Origin of the sequence: Pedobacter africanus (assembly GCF_900176535.1) — a bacterium.
GTDB lineage: Bacteria > Bacteroidota > Bacteroidia > Sphingobacteriales > Sphingobacteriaceae > Pedobacter > Pedobacter africanus.
The window spans coordinates 100318-122535 of record NZ_FWXT01000005.1; the positions used below are offsets into that span (position 1 = coordinate 100318).

19 protein-coding genes are annotated in these 22218 nt (G+C 41.2%); 13 read left to right on the top strand and 6 right to left on the bottom strand.

From position 1 onward, the window contains the following. Positions 1 to 71: 71 nt before the first annotated feature. Positions 72 to 557, bottom strand: a complete 486-nt coding sequence (locus B9A91_RS22460) for a lipocalin family protein (RefSeq protein WP_084241319.1) — start codon at positions 555 to 557, stop codon at positions 72 to 74. Positions 558 to 707: 150 nt separating this feature from the next. Here B9A91_RS22460 and mdh point away from each other — a divergent pair, with 150 nt between their 5' ends. Next, complete coding sequence (mdh, locus tag B9A91_RS22465) at positions 708 to 1640, top strand: malate dehydrogenase (protein WP_084241320.1); 933 nt, start codon at positions 708 to 710, stop codon at positions 1638 to 1640. Positions 1641 to 1656: 16 nt separating this feature from the next. Further along, complete coding sequence (locus B9A91_RS22470; RefSeq protein ID WP_084241321.1) at positions 1657 to 2082, top strand: retropepsin-like aspartic protease; 426 nt, start codon at positions 1657 to 1659, stop codon at positions 2080 to 2082. Positions 2083 to 2112: 30 nt separating this feature from the next. Here the strand turns inward: B9A91_RS22470 and gyrB are convergent, their stop codons facing one another. Next, positions 2113 to 4071, bottom strand: coding sequence for a DNA topoisomerase (ATP-hydrolyzing) subunit B (gyrB, locus tag B9A91_RS22475; protein ID WP_084241322.1), 1959 nt, complete (start codon positions 4069 to 4071; stop codon positions 2113 to 2115). Positions 4072 to 4261: 190 nt separating this feature from the next. On the opposite strand from gyrB, the gene B9A91_RS22480 reads away from it, so the two are divergent. From B9A91_RS22480 to B9A91_RS22490, 3 genes are all read left to right on the top strand, one after another. Next, positions 4262 to 4858 carry an OmpH/Skp family outer membrane protein gene (locus B9A91_RS22480; RefSeq protein ID WP_084241323.1) on the top strand — a complete coding sequence of 199 codons (597 nt, stop codon included), beginning with the start codon at positions 4262 to 4264 and terminating at the stop codon, positions 4856 to 4858. Positions 4859 to 4924: 66 nt separating this feature from the next. Then, complete coding sequence (locus B9A91_RS22485) at positions 4925 to 5407, top strand: nucleoside deaminase (protein WP_084241324.1); 483 nt, start codon at positions 4925 to 4927, stop codon at positions 5405 to 5407. A gap of 9 nt (positions 5408 to 5416) precedes the next feature. Continuing rightward, the gene (locus B9A91_RS22490; RefSeq protein WP_084241325.1) at positions 5417 to 6154 is read left to right on the top strand and encodes an EcsC family protein; all 738 of its coding nucleotides are present in this window, start codon (positions 5417 to 5419) and stop codon (positions 6152 to 6154) included. On the opposite strand, the gene B9A91_RS22495 is transcribed toward B9A91_RS22490, so the two are convergent. Continuing rightward, positions 6151 to 6549, bottom strand: a complete 399-nt coding sequence (locus tag B9A91_RS22495) for an RNA-binding S4 domain-containing protein (protein WP_084241326.1) — start codon at positions 6547 to 6549, stop codon at positions 6151 to 6153. The genes B9A91_RS22490 and B9A91_RS22495 overlap by 4 nt on opposite strands. 74 nt (positions 6550 to 6623) lie before the next feature. Between B9A91_RS22495 and B9A91_RS22500 the strand changes: the two genes are divergently transcribed. From B9A91_RS22500 to miaA, 8 genes are read left to right on the top strand one after another with little or no spacing between them, the layout of a single operon-like run. Then, positions 6624 to 7442 (top strand): 2,3,4,5-tetrahydropyridine-2,6-dicarboxylate N-succinyltransferase, encoded by an 819-nt coding sequence (locus B9A91_RS22500; RefSeq protein ID WP_200815718.1) that lies wholly within the window; start codon positions 6624 to 6626, stop codon positions 7440 to 7442. After that, a complete protein-coding gene (locus tag B9A91_RS22505) occupies positions 7443 to 8381 on the top strand; it encodes a glycosyltransferase family 2 protein (RefSeq protein ID WP_084241328.1) in 939 nt (312 codons plus the stop codon). A 10-nt stretch (positions 8382 to 8391) separates the two neighbouring features. Then, on the top strand, positions 8392 to 9198 hold the full coding sequence (locus B9A91_RS22510; RefSeq protein WP_084241329.1) for a glycosyltransferase family 2 protein: 807 nt from the start codon (positions 8392 to 8394) through the stop codon (positions 9196 to 9198). Then, positions 9195 to 10016 (top strand): glycosyltransferase family 2 protein, encoded by an 822-nt coding sequence (locus B9A91_RS22515; protein ID WP_200815719.1) that lies wholly within the window; start codon positions 9195 to 9197, stop codon positions 10014 to 10016. Before B9A91_RS22510 ends, B9A91_RS22515 begins: the two co-directional genes overlap by 4 nt. A 12-nt stretch (positions 10017 to 10028) precedes the next feature. Further along, entirely contained in the window at positions 10029 to 10595 is a 567-nt protein-coding gene (locus B9A91_RS22520) for an L-threonylcarbamoyladenylate synthase (protein ID WP_084241330.1), read from the top strand. Between the two features lie 26 nt (positions 10596 to 10621). Next, positions 10622 to 12028, top strand: a complete 1407-nt coding sequence (locus B9A91_RS22525; protein ID WP_084241331.1) for a CCA tRNA nucleotidyltransferase — start codon at positions 10622 to 10624, stop codon at positions 12026 to 12028. Positions 12029 to 12085: 57 nt separating this feature from the next. Beyond that, a complete protein-coding gene (locus tag B9A91_RS22530; RefSeq protein ID WP_084241332.1) occupies positions 12086 to 12736 on the top strand; it encodes an IS1096 element passenger TnpR family protein in 651 nt (216 codons plus the stop codon). Positions 12737 to 12745: 9 nt separating this feature from the next. After that, complete coding sequence (gene miaA, locus B9A91_RS22535; RefSeq protein ID WP_084241333.1) at positions 12746 to 13654, top strand: tRNA (adenosine(37)-N6)-dimethylallyltransferase MiaA; 909 nt, start codon at positions 12746 to 12748, stop codon at positions 13652 to 13654. Here the strand turns inward: miaA and B9A91_RS22540 are convergent. The 3 genes from B9A91_RS22540 to rpoB form a co-directional block, all read right to left on the bottom strand. Next, a complete protein-coding gene (locus tag B9A91_RS22540; RefSeq protein ID WP_084241334.1) occupies positions 13651 to 13965 on the bottom strand; it encodes a DUF3467 domain-containing protein in 315 nt (104 codons plus the stop codon). The two genes, miaA and B9A91_RS22540, sit on opposite strands and share 4 nt — an antisense overlap. 102 nt (positions 13966 to 14067) lie before the next feature. Beyond that, the gene (gene rpoC / locus B9A91_RS22545; protein WP_084241335.1) at positions 14068 to 18354 is read right to left on the bottom strand and encodes a DNA-directed RNA polymerase subunit beta'; all 4287 of its coding nucleotides are present in this window, start codon (positions 18352 to 18354) and stop codon (positions 14068 to 14070) included. A 41-nt stretch (positions 18355 to 18395) separates the two neighbouring features. Then, positions 18396 to 22199, bottom strand: a complete 3804-nt coding sequence (gene rpoB / locus B9A91_RS22550; RefSeq protein WP_084241336.1) for a DNA-directed RNA polymerase subunit beta — start codon at positions 22197 to 22199, stop codon at positions 18396 to 18398. Between the last annotated feature and the right edge of the window lie 19 nt (positions 22200 to 22218).

The window sequence follows — 22218 nt, forward strand, 5'->3', positions numbered from 1 at the left end:
TACAAAAATACAGATTTTACCTGCGTTATAAGTTTGCCAATTGAATTTATATTGTAAAAATGAATATAGGTTTAAGCGTGTTCTTTCTCTGGTGTGGGCTGCACCGCCTTATGTTCCTGGGAAACCAGTTTAGCTGTAGGGTAACCTTTTTTTGCACAACGTTCAATCAACTCATTTAACAAGGCTTTATCCATTTCCGGTTTACGTGCCATAATAAAAAGATATTTGTGCTTAGGATGACCAACCACAACATACGAATAATCATCTGCAAGCTCTATAACCCAGTAATCTTCTTTAAATGGCCATACAAACTGAGCTTTAAACCTGGCATTTCTGCTGCCTCTGACCACAAAAAGTTTAGACCTGAAGTATTTACGTTTTTCCTGACCGATCACCTTATAAGTAGTGAACACAGCATAATAACCATCCGGATGAATTACATAAGTTTCAATCGTTTCTCTCCAGTGTTTATCCATAAAAGTAGGAATAGAATACAGGGAAAACCATTTTCCCGCATATGCCATAATATCTACCCCTTGTACAGGTTGGTTTTCCATAAAGTTTCCTCCGATGATCTAGTTTTGGCAAATGTAAATTCTTTATCATAAAACCCCTAAGGAAGAATAAAGTTTTCAAAAGCATTTTTTAAACTCGTGTAATTTTCTAACTTCGAACAGAAGGTAACATACATAAAAAATTAAATATTTATGAAGATAACGGTTGTAGGTGCCGGCGCTGTAGGCGCTACTTGTGCAGATAATATTGCCAGAAAAGAATTAGCCGAAGAATTGATTCTGCTGGACATTAAAGAAGGTTTTGCGGAAGGAAAATCAATAGACATGATGCAGACAGCCGCTTTACTGGGCTTCGATACTAAAATTAAGGGTGTTACCAACGATTACGCCGCCACTGCCGGTTCTGAAGTTGTGGTGATTACCTCAGGCCTGCCCCGCAAGCCTGGAATGACCCGTGAAGAACTTATAGGCACCAATGCCAATATTGTAAAGGGCGTTACAGAAAATATTTTAAAGTATTCACCAGATACCATCATCATTGTGGTTTCCAATCCAATGGACACCATGAATTATTTAACCTTAAAAACATCAGGATTACCTAAAAACCGTATCCTGGGAATGGGAGGAGCATTGGATTCCTCCCGTTTTAAATATTACCTTAGCCAGGAACTGGGTTGCTCTCCTGCAGATCTGAACGCTGTGGTTATTGGCGGACACGGTGATACCACTATGATTCCGCTGATCCAGCATGCGACCTGGAACAGTATTCCCGTTAGCCAGCTGCTAAGCAAGGAGCAGCAAGACAAGGTAGTGGCCGCCACTATGGTTGGTGGGGCTACACTGACAGGCTTAATTGGTACATCGGCTTGGTACGCACCTGGGGCTGGCACTGCGGCAATGGTAGAAAGTATTGTGCGCGATGAAAAGAAATTGATCTCATCCGGCGTTTATCTGGATGGAGAATATGGACAAAAAGACATCTCGCTGGTAGTTCCTGTCATCATTGGCAAAAACGGAGCTGAAAAGATACTTGACTTTAAACTAAGCGAGGCTGAACAGGGGGCTTTCAACAAAAGCGCAGATGCTGTACGCAATATGAATGCGGTATTGACCGATATGAATTAGTGTAGGGGAGTTTTGAATGAGGACAATTGCAGTTCCCCTTACCCTGATCAACTTACAGGACGACGGTTTCCACCTTTTGGTGGAAATTGTTGTTTTTGGACAAAAGTTATTAGCGGTTGTAGATACCGGAGCTTCCAGATCCGTTTTTGACAAATCCTTCATCGAAAGTAACATCAAAGGACTGGAACATACAGAAGAAGCACATGCTACTACCCTTTTTACCACATCAAGTACTTTGCAGGCCAGTATTCCCAAAATTAAAATAGGCAGTCTGATTTTAAAGGACTACGAAGCTGTAGCATTAGACCTTAATGCGGTAAACCAGGCCTACGAAGGTTTGGGACACCCTACCATCATGGCAATTATTGGTGGCGACCTGCTGCTGAAATATCATGCCACGATCAACTACCGAAAAATGAAACTATTTCTTTACAAGACATAAAAAAGGCCCCTTAACAGGGGCCTTTTTGGGCTAAGCATCAATCTTAGCATATTTTGCATTTCTTTCTATAAAATCCCTTCGTGGAGCAACCTCATCTCCCATCAACATAGAGAAAGTATGGTCGCATTCGGCGGCATTTTCTATCGTAGCTTGCATCAGGGTACGTGTCGCAGGATTTAATGTCGTATCCCACAATTGTTCAGCATTCATCTCTCCCAAACCTTTGTAACGTTGGATGTGTACACTTTCTTCCTTACCTGCACCTTTTAAACGCTGCACAGCGGCGTCACGCTGTTTATCATTCCAGCAATATTCAAATTCTTTACCCTTTTTCACCTGGTATAATGGCGGTGCTGCAATGTAAACATAGCCCGCTTCAATAAGTGCTTTCATATACCTGAAGAAGAAAGTCAGAATAAGAGTCGTAATGTGAGATCCGTCGATATCAGCATCCGTCATGATCACGATCTTATGATAACGCAGTTTAGTTAAATTTAAGGCCTTATCATCTTCTTCGGTACCAATACTTACCCCCAATGCAGTGAACATATTTTTGATTTCATCATTTTCATAGATCTTATGCTCCATTGCTTTCTCAACGTTCAGGATTTTTCCCTTTAAAGGTAAAATAGCCTGGAAATTACGGTCCCGTCCTTGTTTGGCAGTACCTCCCGCGGAGTCACCCTCTACCAGGTACAGCTCACATTTTTCCGGATCGCTATCTGAACAGTCGGCCAGTTTGCCAGGTAAACCAGAGCCACCCATTACACTCTTACGCTGAACCATCTCACGCGCCTTACGTGCTGCTGCACGTGCTGTTGCGGCCAGAATAACCTTGTTAACGATCATCTTCGCCTCTTTAGGATTCTCCTCAAGATAAATACCCAGCGCTTCTCCAACGGCAATATCAACCGCGCCCATTACTTCGGAGTTCCCGAGCTTTGTCTTTGTCTGTCCTTCAAACTGAGGCTCCTGTACTTTTACAGAAACTACAGCCGTTAAGCCTTCACGGAAGTCATCACCGGTAATCTCAAACTTGACGTTTTTAAGCAGGCCTGATTTATCGGCGTATGCTTTCAATGTTCTGGTCAAACCCCTTCTGAAACCGGCAATGTGTGTTCCCCCCTCATGGGTATTGATGTTATTTACATACGAATGCACATTCTCGGAATAACTATCGTTGTATTGCAGGGCCAGTTCCACCGGAATGCCGTTTTTAATACCTTCAACATAAATCGGCTCAGGAATCAGCGAAGGGCGTGTTCCATCAAGAAACTGTACAAATTCCTTTAGGCCACCATCTGAATGGAACAATTCCGAAAGAAAAGAACCATCATCCAATACTTCACGTTCATCTGTCAGCGTCAGCTTAATTCCTTTATTCAGGAAGGCCAACTCTCTAAGCCTGCCTGCCAGGGTATCGTAGCGATACTCTAAAGTCTGCGTAAAAATCTCCGGATCGGGCTGAAAGGTCTGTATAGTCCCTGTTTTATCAGACACTCCGATTTCCTTTACATCAAACAAAGGTTTACCACGTTCGTACTCCTGGGTAAATATTTTTCCCTCCCGGTGAACGACAGTTTTCACATGGGTTGATAAGGCATTTACGCAGCTCACCCCCACACCGTGCAAACCACCCGATACCTTGTAGGTATCCTTGTCAAATTTACCTCCTGCATGCAGTACCGTCATAACGATTTCCAATGCAGATTTTCCTTCTTTTGTGTTGATTCCTGTAGGGATACCACGGCCGTTATCCTCAACAGTGATCGAATTTCCTTCGTGGATGGTTACAAAGATATCTGTACAATATCCTGCCAGCGCTTCATCGATTGAATTGTCTACAACCTCATAAACAAGGTGGTGCAAACCTTTAATTCCGGTATCTCCTATATACATAGAAGGGCGCTTACGCACCGCTTCCAAACCTTCCAATACCTGTATATTATCTGCCGAATAATTTGACTTTGGATCTTTTTCTTCGCTCATATTTTTCTATAAAACAATAAGATTCAAATTTAACCAATTATGGTCAATTTAAGGCAAATGTGGATAACTATTTGATCAAATAATGGCTGAAAAACGTTCTAAAAAACATAATCTTTAGGATACTAATTTTGAAATTTTATATTTGCCCCTAATCAACGTTACATTTGACAAATAGAACAATTTACAATAGATGAAAACAACATTCAAATTAAGCAGTATTGCGACAGCGGTTGCCATAGTTTCTGTTATGGCTTCTTGTCAGAACAAAGAAGAAAAGGGGGCTACTGCTAAAACACCAGAGTCTGCAGCAGTTGCAGCTACAGAGAAAATTGTATATGTAAACTCTGATTCATTGCTGACTAAATATCAGTATTTCAAAGACCTCAAAGTAAAGCTGGATGCCAAATCTAAAACGGCACAAACAGACCTTGCCTCCAAACAACAGGCCTTCCAGCGCGAAGTTGCCCAATATCAGCAACAAGCTAATACCCTTCCTGCCGATCAAAGGGCTTCCACAGAAGAAAGATTGGCTCGTAAACAACAGGAATTACAGACATATACCCAAAATGCAGGTGCAGCCCTTCAAAATGAGCAGGCTGCTGAAAATGAGAAGCTATACGATAAAGTTGCGGATTACCTGAAAGGATATGCTAAAAAGAAAGGTTATAAAATGGTACTTACCTATGCCAAGGGAAACAGCGCAATTTTATTTGCTGATGAGAGTTTAGATGTAACCAGCGAGGTGATTATAGGCCTTAATGAAGCCTATAAAACTGATAAAAAATAATACACGCTATGATATTGAAAATGCCCCCGCTTAATCGGGGGCATTTTTTTTGTAGTATATTTAAGTATGAATGAAACGAGTGAACACAAGAAGTTTATGGAAATAGCCATCCGGCTTTCCGAAAAGAATGTACTGGAAGGCATTGGCGGCCCGTTTGGCGCTGTTGTGGTGAGGGCTGGAAAGGTGGTTGCTAAAAGTGCCAACAAAGTAACTTCCTCTAATGATCCCACTGCGCACGCCGAGGTTTCTGCAATAAGACTGGCCTGTAAAAAACTAAAGACCTTCGACTTAAGCGGCTGCACTATTTACACCAGTTGCGAACCCTGTCCAATGTGCCTAAGTGCAATTTACTGGGCAAAAATTGACACCATTTATTACGGAAACACAAAAGTGGATGCTGCAGCCATCGGCTTTAATGACAAATTCATTTATGACGAGCTGGACAAACCAATGCATAAACGCAGCCTTCCAGTTAAACAAATTCTGAGGATGGAAGCACAGAAGGCTTTTAAGTTATGGGACCAAAGTGCCATGCGCATAGACTACTAGATAGGAATTATGAATAGCTATGACCAGAAAATTCGAATAGAGCTGGAATTCTGGAAAAGGGAAATGATGCGCAAGCCTACTTTCCTAAACAAGGTGACTACTGGTGTACAAAAAAAGATAAACGGTTATATTCCCGACAAGGTACATAAAGTCATTACAGAGGCCATCAAGGCGATGGTAAAAACTGTTCTCTATGGCTCAACTTATACTACCAGCCCAATTCCTTCTGAAGGCATGAGTATCCTTCATCGGGAATCCCTTGTACAACAGAAGATAGACAACTATTGTAAGACCGGGGCTGCTGAAGGTGGCATTACCGGGGCCGGGGGATTTTTGATGAGTATGGCTGATTTCCCGATCCTGATTGGAATTAAGTTTAAAATGCTCTTTGAAATTGCTTCTTTATATGGTTTTGATGTGGCCGATTTCAGGGAACGGTTATACCTATTGTACATCTTCCAATTGGCTTTTTCGAGCAAACAAGGTACAACCAAAGTGTTTCTTCACCTTCAAAACTGGGAAGAACAATTACTTACACTCCCCGAAAACCCCGAAAATTTTAACTGGAAAACTTTTCAGCAGGAGTACCGAGATTATATAGACCTGGCCAAGCTGGCTCAGCTGCTTCCGGTAGTGGGTGCTGCAGTTGGTGCAGTTGCCAACTATCAGCTCATTAAAAAACTAGGAAAAACTGCCATGCAGGCCTATAGGATGCGCTTGATCGATCAGCAGCGGTTGATCCTTTAATCTTCCTCAAACATCCCTCCCAGAAGGTCATCGGTTTCACGCCTGTCTTTTTTGGTAGGCCGTCCAGTCCCCCTGTCCCTTCTTAGTGTTGGTGCATGGAACATCGATTTAAAAGCATGAGTTTCCTCAACCGGGGTAATGTCTTTATACTTGGTTACCGCAATCTTAGACTCCACCCTGTTGTACAGCAGTTCAACCACTTCAATCACCTTTTTCTCAATGCCTTTCGACACCTGATATACATCGCCCGGCTTCACAACTGCAGACGGCTTAACGTTCTGTCCATTTAACTTAATACGCCCGGCTTTACAAGCCTCAGTAGCCAGACTTCTGGTTTTAAATAGTCGTATGGCCCATAAATATTTATCTATCCTAAGTTTTTCCTGTTCGGTCATAACGTACCAAAAATAGATAATATTAAAGGATTATGATAAAATTCATTTATTTTGTCAAAAAATAACAAACAATCATGATAGCACAATTAAAAAAGTTAGTAGAGGCCGCTTGGGAAGACAGAACTTTATTAGAATATAGTGAACATTGCGAAGCAATAGAAACTGTAATTATGCAGCTGGACAAAGGAGAGTTGCGCGTTGCAGAACCAATTTTAAACTCCTGGGGTGTAAATGAATGGATAAAAAAAGCCGTGATCCTTTATTTCCCGATCAGACAAATGAAAGTTATTGAAACAGGTCCTTTTGTGTTTCACGACAAAATGAAACTGAAAACCAATTATAAGGACCTGGGTGTGCGCGTAGTTCCTGGTGCAAGCGCCCGTTATGGTGCATACCTGGCAAAAGGCGTAATCATGATGCCATCTTATGTAAACATTGGCGCGTATGTAGATGAAGGCACAATGGTAGATACCTGGGCTACAGTAGGATCATGTGCTCAAATCGGAAAACACGTTCATTTGAGTGGTGGTGTAGGAATCGGTGGTGTACTGGAACCCGTTCAGGCATCTCCTGTAATTATTGAAGACAACTGTTTCCTTGGATCAAGGGCCATTGTAGTAGAAGGTGTAAAAGTAGAGAAAGAAGCCGTATTAGGTGCAAATGTAGTGTTAACAGCATCAACAAAAATCATTGATGTTACCGGACCAACCCCAGTTGAATATAAAGGTATTGTACCAGCCCGTTCTGTGGTAATCCCTGGTTCTTATGCCAAAAAATTCCCGGCAGGAGAATACCAGGTACCATGTGCGTTAATCATTGGCAAGAGAAAAGAATCTACAGACAAAAAAACATCACTGAATGATGCATTGAGAGAAAACAATGTAGCGGTATAAATGAACACTTTAAATGAAGGGGAGAATAGTGTGCTGGTATCCATTGCAATGTGTACCTACAATGGTGAAGTTTTTTTGGATCAACAAATACAATCCATACTCGACCAGAGCCATACCAATCTGGAGCTGGTAATTGTTGACGATTGCTCTAAAGACGGAACCTTTGAGTTGTTGCAGTCCTGGCACACTAAACACCCTTCAAAGTTCAAAATATTCAGGAATGAAAAGAACCTGGGCTACAACAAGAACTTTGAAAAAGCCATTTCCTTGTGCTCAGGAGATTTTATCGCCATATCTGATCAGGATGACATCTGGCTTCCCACCAAAATTGAGAAGCTAATCAAGAGCTTCACAAAAGACAACATTGTACTGAGCCACTGTGCTTCTATCCACCTGTTAGGTAATAAACTAAAATCCAAATCTGGCGTACTGCGCTGGGAAAGGCACTTTTCTGGCAACAACACGTCGAGTCTGTTTTTGTTTAACCAGGTACAAGGACACAATATGATGTTCCGAAAAACACTAGTGCGCTATATTTTACCGCTGCCAGATGATGTATATTACGATTGGTGGATAGCCATTGTAGCTACCTGCTATGGCTGCGTCAGTTCTGTTCCTGAATATCTGGTACAACACCGTCTCCACCGCAACAATGCTTACTTTCAAAAAGGAAAAAAAAGCAAAAAGGAAGATCGGTTATACCTGTTGAACACACTTAAGGCGTTTTCAGGCATCCGGCAAATGGAACCTACCGCTCGTCTCTTTTTAGCCGAACTGATACAACAAATCTCTGCAAGTGTAAATACTTTTAATCATAAATTTGATTTTAAGCTGTTCAAATTCATTCATAAAAACAGGTGGGTCATTTTTGGACACAAAAAAAGATTTTTCCCCGAATGGTCATTGTTAAAAGCTTCTTTTAAATACTCAAAACCTTAACACTTGCGCAATGAATAACTGTAGTCTGATCATTTCAACCTATAACTGGCCCGAAGCGCTGGAGCTTTGCCTGGAAAGTGTGAAAAATCAGTTCGTAAAACCCTTTGAAGTCATCATTGCCGACGATGGTTCTACCCATCAAACTAAATTACTCATAGAAAAGTACCAGAGTGAGGGCTTGTTAAATATAGTACACGTATGGCAGCCCGACAATGGATTTCAGCTTGCCAAGATCAGAAACAAAGCAATTGCAGCAAGTACTGGAGAATATATCATTCAAATTGATGGAGATGTAATCCTACACCGTCATTTTGTAGAAGATCATTTAAATGCCTCAAAAGCAGATTGCTTCATTCAGGGCTCCAGGGTAATGCTGGGCAAGAAAGTTTCGACAAAATTGCTCCGGCAAAAATCCATAGCAATCAACCTGCTTGTTTCCGACATTAAAAGGAAAGAAAATGGTATCCGTTTACTGTGGTTGAGTAAGCTCCTTCAAAAAAAATACAGGAACCGTTATCCTATCTTTTGGGCCAGGGGGGCAAACATGTCGTTCTGGAAAAAGGACCTCCTTCTGGTTAACGGCTATAATGAAAACTTTAGCGGTTGGGGCGATGAGGACAGTGAACTTACTTTACGGCTCTTAAACTCGGGCAAAACAAAACTATACCTTAAATTTGCGGGAATAATCTATCACCTTTATCACCATGAAGATGCCTCTAAAGCCAAATCTTCGAAAAACAGGAGTTTATTGGAGCGCGCATTTTCCGACAAAATTGTATCCACTGATAACGGATTAGATAAATACATTCAGAAATGAAATCAAAAAAAGATACACTTCCTGGTTGTTCACTAATGATTGCTACTTATAACTGGCCGGAAGCCTTGGATCTTTGTTTAATGAGTGTACTTAATCAGCAACATTTACCCAATGAAATCATTATCGCTGATGACGGCTCTACCAACGAAACCAAAGAACTCGTTCAGCGAATTGCCAGGCAAACAACGGTGCCTATTGTACACATCTGGCATCCCGATGAAGGCTTTCAATTGGCTGCCATTAGAAATAAAGCGATTAAGGCCGCAAAGTACGACTACCTGATTCAGATAGACGGAGATATTATACTAAATGAATATTTCATCCACGACCACTTAAATTTTGCTGTCCCGGGAACTTTCTTATGCGGCAGCAGGGTGTCACTTTCGCCTCAAAAAAGCACCAGATTACTGGCACAAAAGGAATACAGGTTAAAATATACCGACCTGCCATTTGCTACAATATTCAATAGCTTCAGATCGGCAGTTTTAAGGCGGCTACTGGCAGACAGATATAAAAAAAACAAACTTCACGCATTAAGAGGCTGCAATATGTCTTTCTGGCGAAATGACCTGCTTCAGATCAATGGATACAATCAGGACATTACAGGCTGGGGCAGTGAGGATTTCGAACTCGCTATGCGGTTAATTAATAACGGTATAAAAAAGAGGTTCCTTAAATTTGGTGGTGTTGCCTATCATATTTACCATAAAGAAAACAGTAAGGATAAATTGCAAAAAAACGTCCAAATACTTGAACAGACCATAAAAAACAAAAACACCTGGATCAATCATGGGATATCCAGCATAGATTCACAATAAGACCTGACAAAAATGCTGAAACAAGAAATCGAAAAAGCACTGACTGTTTTAAAAAATGGAGGGGTCATCCTCTATCCTACCGATACCGTATGGGGATTAGGCTGTGATGCAACAAACGAACAGGCTGTTGCCAAAATAAACGACATCAAAGGCCGTGCATCAGATAAAAGCTTCATTATACTTTTAGACACTGATGCCAAACTTCAAAGCTATGTAACAGAAATACCAGATGTTGCTTATGACCTGATCGAATATGCAGAAAATCCACTAACCCTGGTATTTCCAAACGCAAAGAACCTGGCAAAAAATGTGATAAATGCGGATGGTAGTGTGGGCATTAGAATTGTTAAACATGATTTTTGCAATCAACTCATCCAAAGGTTCCGAAAACCGATCACCTCCACTTCAGCAAATATATCAGGGCAACCTACTCCTCTTTTTTTTGATGACATCAGTGACGAAGTAAAAGCTGCTGTCGATCATATTGTAGATTGGGAACAAGGGCTTAAAACCAATAAAAAGCCGTCAACCATAATGAAATTGGCCCCTGGTGGTCAATTTTCCTTTATTAGAAGGTAAGTTTTACTACTTTTGTAAACTCATCAATGGAACAACACCTGCAACATCCTGTTTTTAAAGCCCTTGCCGATATTGCGCATTCAAACCATATCGAAGCCTATGTCATTGGCGGTTACGTTCGAGATATTTTCCTGGAAAGACCCTCTAAAGATATCGACATTGTGGTACTCGGAAATGGTATCGAATACGCAGAACGGGTAGGAAGACAGCTTAAAAGCAAAGTCGCAGTGTTCAAGAATTTTGGTACTGCGATGCTAAAATTCCAGGACCTTGAAATTGAATTTGTAGGTGCAAGAAAAGAATCATATCGTTCTGATTCCCGTAAACCTATCGTTGAAAATGGAACCATCGAAGACGATCAGCTCAGGAGGGATTTTACCATCAATGCGCTGGCCATATCCTTAAATAAAATCAGCTACGGACAATTGGTTGATCCTTTTAACGGCCTGGCAGACCTTAAAGAAAAACTGATCAGAACACCACTCGAGCCTGAACTCACTTTCTCCGATGATCCGCTCCGTATGATGCGGGCGATCCGCTTTGCAACCCAGCTTAATTTTACGATTGATGACAAGGCGCTGAATGCAATAAAAAAACAAAAAGAGCGGATTGCTATTGTTTCCAAAGAAAGGATAACTGATGAACTCAATAAAATTATCCTTTCAAAAGTACCTTCAATAGGATTTAAATACCTCTTTGATACCGGACTTTTACACTTTATTTTCCCACAAATGGCCAATCTGTATGGAGTTGATGTGATCAAGGGCAAAGGGCATAAAGATAATTTTTATCACACCCTGCAGGTACTCGACAATATTTGCGAAACCACTACCGATCTATGGCTGCGATGGGCTGCAATTTTACATGATATTGCAAAACCAGCGACAAAACGTTTTGAAGAAGGCCATGGATGGACATTTCATGGGCATGAAGATAAGGGCGCCAGAATGGTACCCAAAATATTTGCAGAGCTCAAATTGCCACTAAACGAAAAAATGAAATTCGTACAAAAACTGGTACAACTGCACCTGCGTCCAATAGTTCTGGCACAGGAACTCGTTACCGATTCAGCCGTGAGAAGGCTTTTATTTGATGCGGGAGAAGACATTGAAAGTTTAATGCTGCTTTGCAATGCTGATGTAACCACCAAAAATGAATACAAGATCAAAAAATACCGGAACAACTTTGAACTGGTTAAACAAAAACTCAAAGATGTGGAGGAGCGGGACAAAATCAGGAACTGGCAACCTCCCATTACAGGAAATGATATCATGGAAATTTTCGGATTATCAGCAGGGAGAGAAGTTGGCCTGATCAAAAATGCCATCCGGGAGGCAATCCTGGAGGGGGAAATCATCAATACTTACGACAGCGCGTTACAGTTTATGCTCGAAAAAGCTAAAGAATTTGGGCTGAAACCGATAAAGCATTAACACAATTATAGAAAGTATATTTTATTTTTTAATTTTATACCTAGAAAATAGGCTCAAATGGCAATTTATAGATTTAGAATAAGTTTCGAAGATTTCGATGAAGTAGTAAGGGAAATAGATATAAAATCCACTCAAACCTTTGAAGATTTGCACAAAGCGGTACACCGCTCAACCGGATATTCTCCAGAAAAATCTTCTTCATTTTTTGTAAGTACAGATAACTGGATAAAAGGTGATGAAATCGCCTATCTGCCGGTTCAGCGTAAAATTGACCGGGGGGTGGCTTTGATGGAAAACTCTAAACTAAGTAAATTCATTGAAGACCCACATCAGAAATTCTACTACATCTATAATTTTGATCGCCCCTTTGATTTTCATGTTGAACTGATCAAGATCATCCTTGAAACTGACCCTAACATTGAGTATCCATTTCTGGTAAAAAGTACCGGTGAAGCGCCTAAAATCATTGATAAAAACAACTTTGGCGCCGTTGCTGTATCTTCAGCTCCTGCATCTACTGAATTTGATTTCCTAAATGAAATGGACTTCGTGCCCGAAGATACTGAAGAACTTGAAGCTATGGGCGGCAGGGGAATCAATGCAGAAGAAACAACTGATGACGATACCGAAGAGGAATCTGAGGAAAATGACGAATTTTCAGATAACGAAAATTACGAAGACGAAGAATACAAAGAGGACGACTATTAATGCCAGGTTATGGCATTAGATAAAACATTAGTTGTCGTTGTAGGTCCAACGGCGATAGGAAAAACTGCCTTGGCCATTTCATTGGCCAAACACTTTAACACTGAAATTCTATCCGCAGACTCAAGACAGTTTTTTAAGGAAATCGAGATTGGCACAGCTAAGCCCTCTGTTGAAGAGCTTGCTGCTGCGCCACATCACTTTATCAATTCTCACAGTATTGATACTCTTTTTAGTACTGGAGATTTCGAATTACAGGCAATTGATCTTCTGGAAGTTTTGTTTAAAAAGCATAAACTGCTGATCATGGTTGGTGGGTCAGGTTTATATATTGATGCAGTTTGTAATGGGCTTGATGATTTACCCGAAACTGATCTGAAGATCCGGGAAATGCTGAACCTGCAACTTGCAGCGGATGGCCTGGAATCCATCAAACAACAGCTCATTGAATACGATCCGGAGTACTACAATAAAGTAGATCAATCCAATCCTCAAAGAATGATACGCGGACTGGAATTTTTCCTTTCTACAGGAAAAAAATTATCCAGCTATCAGACGAACAGCAAAAAGGTAAGGCCATTTAATATCCTGAAAATAGGTTTGAATATGGATCGCGCCGAACTGTATAACCGCATAAACCAACGTGTAGACCACATGATGCAAGCTGGTCTTCTGGAAGAAGTCAAAGCTATGCAACCTTACAGGAAATGCAATGCGCTTAATACGGTCGGCTATTCAGAACTGTTTTCCTACCTCGATGGCAACATCACCTTAGATGATGCTGTCGAACAGATCAAACAAAACACAAGGCGCTTTGCCAAACGCCAGCTCACCTGGTTTAGAAGAGATGACAGCATTGCCTGGTTCGAACCTGGTCAGGACAATACCATCATCAATTATATCTCGCAAAAAACGAATTAGGCCTGAGCTGTAGGGCCGCCAAAATTCATTGGAAAACCCGGAGGTTCTTCCTGGGTTTTAATCCTTCCGTTAGCTGCTTCATACTTTTCAATATTATCTTGCATAGCAGCGGCCAATCGTTTAGCATGCTCCGGGGTCAAAATAATCCTTGATTTTACCCTTGCTTTTGGCACACCCGGCATTACCCTTATAAAATCAAGTACAAATTCAGTATTGGAATGTGTAATGATTGCCAGGTTAGAGAATACACCTTCAGCGATTTCCTCTGAAAGCTCAATATTTAATTGGTTGTCGTTGTTTTGTTCTTCCATACAACAAACTTAGGTAACTGCAACAGCATTAAGCATTTTTTTTCAAAAAAAATCCCCCGAACCTCTTATGGCCGGGGGATCTTAAGGAAATATATTCAATTATTAAGCTTCTACTTCCTCTTGTTTTGAAGCTAATAATTTATCATATTCTTCCTGAGAACCTACAATAATACGCTCATATCCACGTACACCTGTACCTGAAGGGATCAAATGTCCAACAATAACGTTTTCTTTCAAACCAAGCATGCTATCACGCTTACCAGCAATTGCTGCTTCGTTCAGCACTTTTGTAGTTTCCTGGAACGATGCCGCAGAAATGAATGACTTCGTACCCAATGATGCACGTGTAATACCTTGGAGTATTGAACTTGCAGTTGCAGGTCTTGCATCACGTACTTCAATCTGTTTCATATCCTTACGTTTCAGTTGAGAATTCTCGTCTCTCAATTTACGCAATGAAATGATCTGACCAGGTTTTACAGTATTGGAATCACCGGCTTCCACAACAACTTTTTTGTCATAGATCTCGTCATTCTCAACCATGAAATCCCAACGGTCAACAGAATTGTTCTCTAAGAAACTGGTATCTCCAGGATCCTCGATGTGAACTTTCTGCATCATCTGGTGTACGATTACCTCAAAGTGCTTATCGTTAATTTTCACACCCTGTAAGCGGTAAACCTCCTGAATACCATTCACAAGGTACTCCTGTACAGCAGCAGGCCCTTTAATTGCCAGGATATCTGCAGGAGAAATTGAACCATCTGATAAAGGCATACCTGCTTTTACAAAGTCATTGTCCTGCACCAAAATGTGTTTAGACAATGGAACCAGATATTTCTTAACCTCACCATCTTTAGATTCAATGGTCATTTCACGGTTACCACGTTTTACCCCGCCTAAAGTTACTACACCGTCAATCTCTGTTACAACGGCAGGATTAGATGGATTACGTGCCTCGAAAAGCTCAGTTACACGAGGCAAACCACCTGTAATGTCCCTTGTTTTTCCCGTTGCACGAGGTATCTTTACAAGAATTTGTCCAGGCTGTACCATATCACCCTCGTCAATTGCAATGTGCGCACCAACAGGGATGTTATAGTTCCTGATCAGGTCTCCTTTTTTATCTACAACACGTACTGAAGGGTTTTTCGTCTTATCACGTGTATCGATGATTACTTTCTCGCGGTGACCAGTTTGCTCATCCGACTCCTCACGATAAGTTACTCCTTCAACAATTGCATCAAATTCAATTTTACCTGCAAATTCTGAAATGATAACCGCGTTGTACGGATCCCACGAACAAATCCTGTCACCTTTGGTAACTTTAGTACCGTCCTCAACGTATAAGAACGAACCATAAGGAATGTTATTCGTCATGATCACTTTACCAGTTCCGGGCTCAACAATTTTGAACTCACCTGAACGTCCAAGTACAATATTGGTATCTCCTTCTTCTGTTTTAGTAACAACAGTACGAACGTTTTCAAATTCGATGACACCATCAAATTTAGCTGTGATCTGAGATTCTGCAGCAATGTTTGATGCAGTACCACCCACGTGGAATGTACGTAATGTCAACTGTGTTCCCGGCTCACCAATTGATTGTGCAGCAATTACACCCACGGCCTCACCTTTTTGAACACGTTTACCTGTAGCCAGGTTACGTCCGTAACATAAAGCACAAACGCCTCTCTGGTTTTCGCAGGTCAATACAGAACGGATCTCGATACCTTCAAGCGGAGATTCTTCAATTGCCTTAGCGATATCTTCATCGATATCCTGTCCTGCAGCCACCAATAACTGTCCATCCAGAGGATTAAACACGTCATGTAGGGAAATACGGCCTAACAGCCTGTCATATAATGGTTCAACAATATCCTCATTATCTTTCAGTGCTGTCGTATACATACCCCTTAAAGTACCGCAATCTTCAGAATTGACAATCATATCCTGAGCCACATCGTGTAAACGACGGGTAAGGTAACCAGCATCAGCAGTTTTTAACGCCGTATCTGCCAAACCTTTACGTGCACCGTGTGTAGAGATAAAGTATTCTAATACAGATAAGCCCTCTTTAAAGTTCGATAAGATCGGGTTTTCAATGATCTCACCACCTGAACCAGATTTCTGAGGCTTAGCCATCAAACCACGCATACCGCAAAGCTGACGAATCTGCTCCTTCGAACCACGCGCACCAGAATCCAACATCATATAAACAGAGTTGAAACCTTGATTGTCGCTTGATAACTGGTTCATCACAAATGAGGTCAGACGATTGTTAATACGTGTCCAGATATCAATGATCTGGTTGTAACGCTCGTTATTGGTAATGAATCCCATGTTATAGTTATTCCTTACCTCATCAACCTCAGCTGAAGCCTGCTCCAATAAAGCATGTTTCTCAACAGGTATGTTCACATCCTGCAGGTTAAATGATAAACCACCTCTGAATGCCATTTGGAAACCTAATTCCTTGATATCATCCAGAAATTTTGATGCCCGGGCCATACCGGTAATTTTTACTACTTCACCAATAATATCCCTTAGGGATTTCTTGGTTAGCAATTCATTGATATAACCTACTTCTTCCGGCACCATTTGGTTAAACAATACTCGTCCTACCGTAGTTTCAATCAATTTATTGGCAATCGTACCATCTTCAAGCTTAACATTTACCTTAACTTTAATAAATGCGTGAAGATCGATACGTTTCTCATTATAAGCGATAATTACCTCTTCCGGTGAATAGAAAGAGAAATCCTGTCCTTTAACCACACGGGAAGCATCAGTTCTTCGGCCCTTTGTAATGTAATAAAGACCCAAAACCATATCCTGTGAAGGCACCGTAATTGGCGTACCATTTGCAGGGTTCAGAATATTGTGTGCGGCAAGCATCAACACCTGCGCTTCCAGAATTGCGGCATGCCCTAAAGGCAGGTGAACCGCCATCTGGTCACCGTCAAAATCCGCGTTAAAAGCCGTACATACCAATGGGTGCAACTGGATAGCCTTTCCTTCAACCAACTTAGGCTGGAACGACTGGATACCCAATCTGTGCAAAGTAGGTGCACGGTTTAACAATACAGGGTGTCCTTTTAAAACATTTTCCAGGATATCCCATACTAACGGGTCCTTTCTGTCCACAATTTTCTTCGCAGATTTTACCGTTTTAACGATACCCCTTTCAATCATCTTACGGATGATAAACGGCTTGAATAGCTCAGCAGCCATATCTTTAGGTAAACCGCATTCGTGTAATTTAAGGTTAGGACCTACAACAATTACAGAACGGGCCGAGTAATCAACCCGTTTACCCAATAAGTTCTGACGGAAACGACCTTGTTTACCTTTCAGGATATCTGAAAGGGATTTCAAAGCGCGGTTACCTTCAGTTTTTACCGCATTTACCTTACGTGAATTATCGAACAACGAATCCACAGCTTCCTGAAGCATACGTTTTTCGTTACGCAAAATTACTTCCGGTGCCTTGATCTCGATCAAACGTTTCAAACGGTTGTTACGGATAATCACACGACGGTACAGATCGTTCAAATCTGAAGTTGCAAAACGACCGCCTTCCAATGGAACCAACGGACGCAATTCAGGTGGAATAACAGGAACGATCTTAATGATCATCCACTCTGGATTATTCTCAATACGGGTTTTCGAACCACGGAAAGCCTCAACAACCTGCAGACGTTTTAAAGCCTCATTTTTACGTTGCTGAGAGGTTTCATTTGCAGCCTGGTGACGTAAATTGTACGACAAAGTATCTAAATCAATACGTTTCAATAAATCCTCCAAAGCTTCAGCACCCATTTTGGCGATGAATTTGTTTGGATCTTTATCATCCAGGTATTGGTTTTCCTTAGGTAATTTATCCAGAATATCAAGATATTCTTCTTCAGTCAAGAAATCCATATACTGGATACCTTCTTCGGCCATAAAACCTGGCTGAATTACTACATAACGTTCGTAGTAAATAATCAGGTCTAATCTCTTCGTAGGTAGTCCCAGTAGATAGCCAATTTTATTTGGCAAAGAACGGAAATACCAGATATGCGCTACTGGAACCACCAGATTGATGTGCCCCATGCGCTCTCTGCGTACTTTCTTTTCTGTTACTTCAACACCACAACGATCACAAACAATACCTTTATAACGGATACGTTTATATTTACCGCAATGGCATTCGTAATCTTTTACCGGACCAAAAATACGTTCGCAAAACAAACCATCACGCTCAGGTTTGTAAGTACGGTAATTGATGGTTTCCGGTTTCAACACCTCACCACTGGAACGCTCCAAAATAGCCTCCGGTGATGCCAAGCTAATGGTAATCGAGGTGAAGTTGCTTTTTAATTTATTATCCTTTTTGTAAGACATAGCTCTTTTGTTTGAAAGTTGAAGGTTTTTAAACCTTCAACTTAGTCTAACGTAATATCTAAACCTAATCCACGTAACTCATGTACCAGTACATTAAATGATTCCGGTACACCAGGCGTAGGCAGGTTCTCGCCTTTTACAATCGCCTCATATGTTTTGGCCCTGCCGATCACATCATCCGATTTAACGGTTAAGATCTCTTGCAGGATATTGGCAGCACCAAATGCCTCCAATGCCCAAACCTCCATCTCACCAAAACGCTGACCACCGAACTGGGCTTTACCACCCAATGGCTGTTGTGTAATTAATGAGTATGGTCCGATTGAACGGGCGTGCATCTTATCGTCAACCATGTGACCAAGTTTCAACATGTAAATAATACCTACAGTTGTTGGCTGGTCAAATTTCTCACCCGTTAAACCATTGTGTAAATAGGTTCTTCCAGAAGCAGGTACACCAGCTTTGGCAATCCACTCTTCCACCTCGTCATGTTTTGCGCCATCAAAAATCGGAGTGGCAAATTTCACACCCAATTCTTTACCGGCCCACGCCAATACAGTCTCGTAGATCTGGCCTAGGTTCATACGTGAAGGTACACCCAGTGGGTTTAACACAATATCAACAGGCGTTCCGTCATCAAGGAATGGCATGTCTTCATCACGTACAATACGGGCAACAATACCCTTGTTACCGTGACGTCCAGCCATTTTATCCCCTACTTTCAATTTACGCTTTTTAGCTACATAAACCTTAGCCATTTGTACAATGCCTGATGGAAGTTCATCCCCAACACTGATCGCAAATTTATCGCGTTTATAAGCGCCCAATTCTTCGTTTACGCGAATACCGTAGTTATGTAACAATAATTTGATCTGATCATTCTTATCGTCATCAGTTGTCCATTTGTATGGGTTGATGTGCGCATATTCAAGATCTGATAAACTTTTTTGCGTAAACTTAGCTCCTTTAGGGAACAACAATTCTTTATAGACATTGTATACGCCCTGAGAAGTTTTACCATTTACAATCTGGAACAATTTGTCTACCAGTTCGTTTTTCAGGTTTAAAACAGCTACCTCATATTTCTTGTCTAATTTCTCTATTGCAGATTTTTCTTCTGCTTTAGTAGTTTTCTTAGCTCTAGAGAATAACTTGGTATCAATAACCACACCTCTGATTGAAGGCGGGGTTTTCAGCGATGCATCTTTTACATCTCCTGCTTTATCTCCAAAGATGGCACGTAATAACTTTTCTTCCGGAGAAGGATCAGACTCACCTTTAGGTGTAATCTTACCGATAAGGATATCACCTTCTTTAACCTCAGCTCCGATACGAATGATACCGTTCTCGTCCAGGTCTTTAGTAGCTTCTTCCGAAACGTTAGGGATATCTGGTGTCAATTCCTCTTCACCACGTTTTGTATCACGCACTTCAAGTTCAAACTCCTCAATGTGTAAAGAAGTGAAAATATCTTCACGAACAATACGCTCATTGATTACGATTGCATCCTCAAAGTTATAACCCTGCCAAGGCATGAAAGCAACCTTTAAGTTTCTTCCCAGTGCCAACTCACCATTTTCAGTAGCATAACCTTCACAAAGTACCTGTCCTTTTACAACTTTTTGGCCTTTCTTAACAATCGGCTTCAGGTTAATACAAGTATTCTGGTTGGTTTTCTTGAATTTGATCAGCTTATAAGTCTTACTGTCACCCTCGAAAGATACCAAACGGTCACTGTCGTTTCTAACATATTTAATGGTAATCTCATTCGCGTCTACATATTCAACAACACCATCACCCTCAGCGTTTATCAGTGTTCTGGAATCACGGGCTACGCGACCTTCCAAACCTGTACCAACAATTGGTGCCTCAGGACGTAACAATGGTACCGCCTGGCGTTGCATGTTCGATCCCATCAGGGCCCTGTTCGCATCATCATGCTCCAGAAAAGGGATCAATGACGCAGCAATCGATGTAATCTGATTAGGCGCCACGTCCATTAAGTCTAATTTCTCAGGCTCAATAACCGGAAAGTCACCCTCATAACGTGCTTTTACACGCGAAGTAGTGAAATTACCTTTATCATCATAGGCAGCATTGGCCTGCGCAATCGTTTTACCATCTTCATCTTCAGCAGACAAATAGATAACCGGTTCGTCAACAGCTACAACACCATTGTCAACTTTTTTATATGGGGTTTCAATGAAACCGAGGTTGTTTATCTTAGCATGAACACACAAAGAAGAAATCAAACCAATATTTGGTCCCTCAGGTGTTTCAATGGTACACAAACGACCATAATGTGTATAGTGAACATCACGTACCTCAAAACCAGCACGCTCACGCGACAGACCGCCGGGGCCTAAGGCTGACAGACGACGCTTGTGCGTAATCTCCGCCAAAGGATTCGTCTGGTCCATAAACTGCGATAACTGGTTGGTTCCGAAGAATGAATTGATCACCGACGATAAAGTACGTGCATTGATCAGATCAGTCGGAGTGAAAACCTCATTATCGCGAATGTTCATACGTTCACGGATGGTACGGGCCATACGTGCCAAACCAACACCAAACTGGGCATACAATTGCTCACCTACTGTACGAACACGACGATTCGACAAGTGATCAATATCATCTACCTCTTCTTTGGAGTTGATCAGCTTGATCAGGTATTTAACAATTGCAATAATATCTGCTTTTGTTAAAACTTTCACATGATCAGGTGTATCCATTTTTAACTTACGGTTAATGCGATATCTACCTACATCACCTAAGTCATAACGTTTATCCGAGAAGAACAAACGCTCAATGATACCTCTGGCTGTTTCTTCATCAGGTGGTTCCGCATTACGCAAAGCACGATAAATGTTTTCTACAGCCTCTTTTTCAGAGTTAGAAGTATCTTTCTGTAAAGTATTATATATAATGGTATAATCTGCCTGGCTTGCCCCATCATCTTTTGACAAGATGATAGTTTTAACACCAGCATCAATAATCATATCAATATGGTCGTCCTCTAAAACAGTATCCCGGTCTAAGATTACCTCGTTACGATCGATAGAAACTACCTCACCGGTATCTTCATCTACGAAGTCTTCAACCCATTTTCTCAATACCCTTGCAGCCAGCTTACGTCCGATATACTTCTTCAAGCCAGATTTGCTTACCTTAACCTCATCGGCCAGGTCAAACAATTCCAGGATGTCTTTATCAGAATCGTATCCGATTGCACGCAATAAAGTAGTAACCGGGAACTTCTTCTTACGGTCAATGTAAGCGTACATCACGTTGTTCACGTCTGTAGCAAACTCGATCCATGAACCTTTGAAAGGAATTACACGGGCTGAGTACAGTTTGGTTCCGTTAGTGTGACGGCTTTGGCCGAAAAATACACCTGGAGACCTGTGTAACTGAGAAACAATTACACGCTCTGCCCCGTTAATTACAAACGTACCCTTAGGAGTCATATAAGGTATAGTACCTAAATACACATCCTGAATAATGGTCTCAAAATCTTCATGTTCCGCATCATTACATGAAAGCTTTAATTTCGCCTTCAATGGAACACTATAAGTTAACCCACGGTCGATACATTCAGCTATATCATAACGTGGTGGGTCAATAAAATAATCCAGAAACTCTAGAACAAAAATGTTCCTGGAATCTGTGATTGGGAAATTCTCAGCGAATACCTTAAACAAACCCTCTGTATGACGGTTGTCTGAAGTTGTCTCTATCTGAAAAAATTCTCTGAATGATTGCAACTGCACATCAAGAAAATCCGGGTAATCTATGATGTGTTTACTACGTGCAAAATTTACTCTTTGGTCGACTTTATTTGCCAATGGACTAAAGTTAATTTAC